This is a genomic window from Bifidobacterium sp. UBA6881, assembly GCA_002451435.1.
Taxonomy (GTDB): Bacteria; Actinomycetota; Actinomycetes; order Actinomycetales; family Bifidobacteriaceae; genus Bifidobacterium.
The window spans coordinates 1-3,830 of record DKCF01000007.1 but is presented as its reverse complement, the minus strand read 5'-3'; the positions used below and the strand labels follow the sequence as shown (position 1 = coordinate 3,830).

Sequence of the window (3,830 nt, the reverse complement as noted above, 5' to 3'; positions counted from 1 at the left end):
GAGCACATAGAGGAGGGCAATCATCATGGGCAAGCAATGGTATTTCAACACGGTCACCCAGGAGCCGGAACTGGGCATGATCTCCCCGGCGAGCCATCGGATGGGACCGTACAAGTCCCGCGAGGACGCGCTCGACGCCTGGAAAATCGTCCAGGAACGCAACCTCAAATGGGAGGAGCAGGACCGCGAATGGAAACGCTGGTCGAACGACGATTCCGGAAAACTTTCCAAGCGGTGAGCGCGCCGGCGGAATCCTTTCCCCGAAGTACGGGGGGTGAATGTGATTTATGTCACTATTTTCCTGAACAAAATTCAGGTTTCACGCAGCTTGCGAACGCTATCATGGTGAACTAGCGACGACGTAACGATGCGTCGCCAACCAACCATCCAGAAGGAGTTGAAATGGCAGCAGTTGAAGCGACGGCGGTCTCCCCGGAGGAACTTCAGGCCAAGGCTTGGGAAGGCTTCGCCGAGGGCAACTGGCAGAAGGACATTGACGTCCGCGATTTCATCCAGAAGAACTACACGCCTTACGAGGGCGACGAATCGTTCCTGGCTGACGCAACCGACAAGACCAAGCACCTGTGGAAGTACCTGGACGACAACTACCTGTCCGTGGAACGCAAGCAGCGCGTCTACGACGTCGACACCCACACCCCGGCCGGCATCGACGCGTTCCCGGCCGGCTACATCGATTCCCCGGACGTCGACAACGTGGTCGTCGGCCTGCAGACCGACGTCCCCTGCAAGCGCGCCATGATGCCGAACGGCGGCTGGCGCATGGTCGAGCAGGCCATCAAGGAGGCCGGCAAGGAGCCGGATCCGGAGATCAAGAAGATCTTCACCAAGTACCGCAAGACCCACAACGACGGCGTCTTCGGCGTCTACACCAAGCAGATCAAGGTGGCGCGCCACAACAAGATCCTCACCGGCCTGCCGGACGCCTACGGCCGTGGCCGCATCATCGGCGACTACCGCCGCGTCGCCCTGTACGGCGTGAACGCGCTGATCAAGTTCAAGCAGCGCGACAAGGACTCCGTGCCGTACCGCAACGACTTCACCGAACCGGAGATCGAGCACTGGATCCGCTTCCGCGAGGAGCATGACGAGCAGATCAAGGCCCTCAAGCAGCTGATCAACCTCGGCAACGAGTACGGCCTCGACCTGACCCGTCCGGCGCAGACCGCCCAGGAGGCCGTGCAGTGGACCTACATGGGCTACCTCGCCTCCGTCAAGAGCCAGGACGGCGCCGCGATGTCGTTCGGCCGTGTGTCCACCTTCTTCGACGTGTACTTCGAGCGCGACCTCAAGGCCGGCAAGATCACCGAGACCGACGCCCAGGAGATCATCGACAACCTGGTCATGAAGCTGCGCATCGTGCGGTTCCTGCGCACCAAGGACTACGACGCGATCTTCTCCGGCGACCCGTACTGGGCGACCTGGTCCGACGCGGGCTTCGGCGACGACGGCCGCACCCTGGTCACCAAGACCTCGTACCGTCTGCTCAACACCCTGACCCTCGAGCACCTCGGACCCGGCCCCGAGCCGAACATCACCATCTTCTGGGATCCGAAGCTGCCGGAGGCATACAAGCGCTTCTGCGCCCGCATCTCCATCGACACCTCGGCCATCCAGTACGAGTCCGACAAGGAGATCCGCTCCCACTGGGGCGACGACGCCGCCATCGCATGCTGCGTCTCCCCGATGCGCGTGGGCAAGCAGATGCAGTTCTTCGCGGCCCGCGTGAACTCCGCCAAGGCCCTGCTGTACGCCATCAACGGCGGCCGCGACGAGATGACCGGCATGCAGGTCATCGACAAGGGCGTCATCGAGCCGATCACCCCGGAGGCAGACGGCTCCCTCGACTACGAGAAGGTCAAGGCCAACTACGAGAAGGCCCTCGAATGGCTGTCCGAGACCTATGTGATGGCGCTGAACATCATCCATTACATGCACGATAAGTACGCATACGAGTCCATCGAGATGGCCCTGCACGACAAGGAGGTGTACCGCACCCTCGGCTGCGGCATGTCCGGCCTGTCGATCGCGGCCGACTCCCTGTCCGCATGCAAGTACGCCAAGGTCTACCCGATCTACAACAAGGACGCCAAGAACACCCCGGGCCACGAGCACGAGTACGTCGAAGGCGCGGACGACGACCTGATCGTCGGCTACCGCACCGAAGGCGAGTTCCCGCTGTACGGCAACGACGACGACCGCGCCGACGACATCGCCAAGTGGGTCGTCTCCACCGTCATGGGCCAGGTCAAGCGTCTGCCGGTCTACCGCGGCGCGGTTCCGACCCAGTCCATCCTGACCATCACCTCCAACGTGGAATACGGCAAGGCCACCGGCTCCTTCCCGTCCGGTCACAAGAAGGGCACCCCGTACGCTCCGGGCGCCAACCCGGAGAACGGCATGGACTCCCACGGCATGCTGCCGTCCATGTTCTCCGTCGGCAAGATCGACTACAACGACGCCCTCGACGGCATCTCGCTGACCAACACCATCACCCCTGACGGCCTCGGCCGCGACGAGGACGAGCGCATCGGCAACCTCGTGGGCATTCTGGACGCCGGCAACGGCCACGGCCTGTACCACGCCAACATCAACGTGCTGCGCAAGGAACAGCTCGAGGACGCCGTCGAACACCCGGAGAAGTACCCGCACCTGACCGTGCGCGTCTCCGGCTACGCGGTGAACTTCGTCAAGCTCACCAAGGAGCAGCAGCTCGACGTGATTTCCCGTACGTTCCACCAGGGCTCCGTCGTCGACTGAGACGGCATGACGCCGTTGAAACGGTAAACGGATGACAAGGGGCGGGCTTCGACTCGCCCCTTTGTCGTATCCCCGGTTCGTGAACGCGATGCCGGGACAGCAAGGATGAAAGGACACCGATGTCTGATAACGGACGCTTCCGCACCACGACCCGGCATATGCTCCGGGAATCGCAGACATACGTCAGCCAGACGCTGATGGGAGGACTTTCCGGATTCGAATCACCGATCGGCCTGGACCGCCGCGACCGCATCTCCGCGCTGAAAAGCGGCGACATCGGATTCGTGCACTCCTGGGACATCAACACCTCCGTCGACGGTCCCGGAACCAGAATGACCGTGTTCCTCAGCGGATGCCCGTTGCGCTGCCAGTTCTGCCAGAACCCCGACACGTGGAAGATGCGCGACGGCAAGCCCGTGTACTACGAGGCCATGATCGAGAAGATCGAGCGTTACGCCGACCTGTTCAAAGCCACCAAAGGCGGCATCACCTTCTCCGGCGGCGAATCGATGATGCAGCCGGCGTTCGTCTCCCGCGTGTTCCACGCGGCCAAGGAGATGGGCGTGCACACCTGCCTCGACACATCGGGCTTCCTGGGCGCGAGCTTCACCGACGAGATGGTCGATGACATCGACCTGTGCCTGCTCGACGTGAAATCCGGCGACGAGGAGACCTACCGCAAGGTGACCGGCGGCGTGCTGCAGCCGACCATCGACTTCGGTCAGCGCCTGGCCAAGGCCGGCAAGAAGATCTGGGTGCGTTTCGTGCTCGTTCCCGGACTCACCTCCTCGGAGGAGAACGTCGAGAACGTCGCGAGGATCTGCGAGACCTTCGGCGACGCGGTGGAACATATCGACGTGCTCGGCTTCCACCAGCTCGGCCGTCCGAAGTGGCACATGCTGGACATCCCATATCCGCTTGAGGACCAGAAAGGCCCGTCCGCGGCGATGAAGCGGCGCGTGACGGACCAGTTCAAGGCGCACGGCTTCACCGTGTACTGACGGGCCTTCCCGCATCCACCCGTCGACGGGTTCCGCCGTGGACGCGGATCC

At 62.8% G+C, this 3,830-nt stretch carries 3 protein-coding genes; all 3 read left to right on the top strand.

The features are described from left to right. The first annotated feature begins 25 nt into the window (after nucleotides 1–25). The 3 genes from B3C64_RS00445 to pflA all read left to right on the top strand — a co-directional run bounded on the left by B3C64_RS00445 (nucleotide 26) and on the right by pflA (nucleotide 3,779). The gene (locus B3C64_RS00445) at nucleotides 26–238 is read left to right on the top strand and encodes a hypothetical protein (protein WP_291532969.1); all 213 of its coding nucleotides are present in this window, start codon (nucleotides 26–28) and stop codon (nucleotides 236–238) included. 164 nt (nucleotides 239–402) lie between these two features. Next, nucleotides 403–2,778 (top strand): formate C-acetyltransferase, encoded by a 2,376-nt coding sequence (gene pflB / locus B3C64_RS00440; protein WP_291532968.1) that lies wholly within the window; start codon nucleotides 403–405, stop codon nucleotides 2,776–2,778. A gap of 119 nt (nucleotides 2,779–2,897) precedes the next feature. Continuing rightward, nucleotides 2,898–3,779 carry a pyruvate formate-lyase-activating protein gene (gene pflA / locus B3C64_RS00435; RefSeq protein WP_291532967.1) on the top strand — a complete coding sequence of 294 codons (882 nt, stop codon included), beginning with the start codon at nucleotides 2,898–2,900 and terminating at the stop codon, nucleotides 3,777–3,779. The last annotated feature ends 51 nt before the right edge of the window (nucleotides 3,780–3,830 follow it).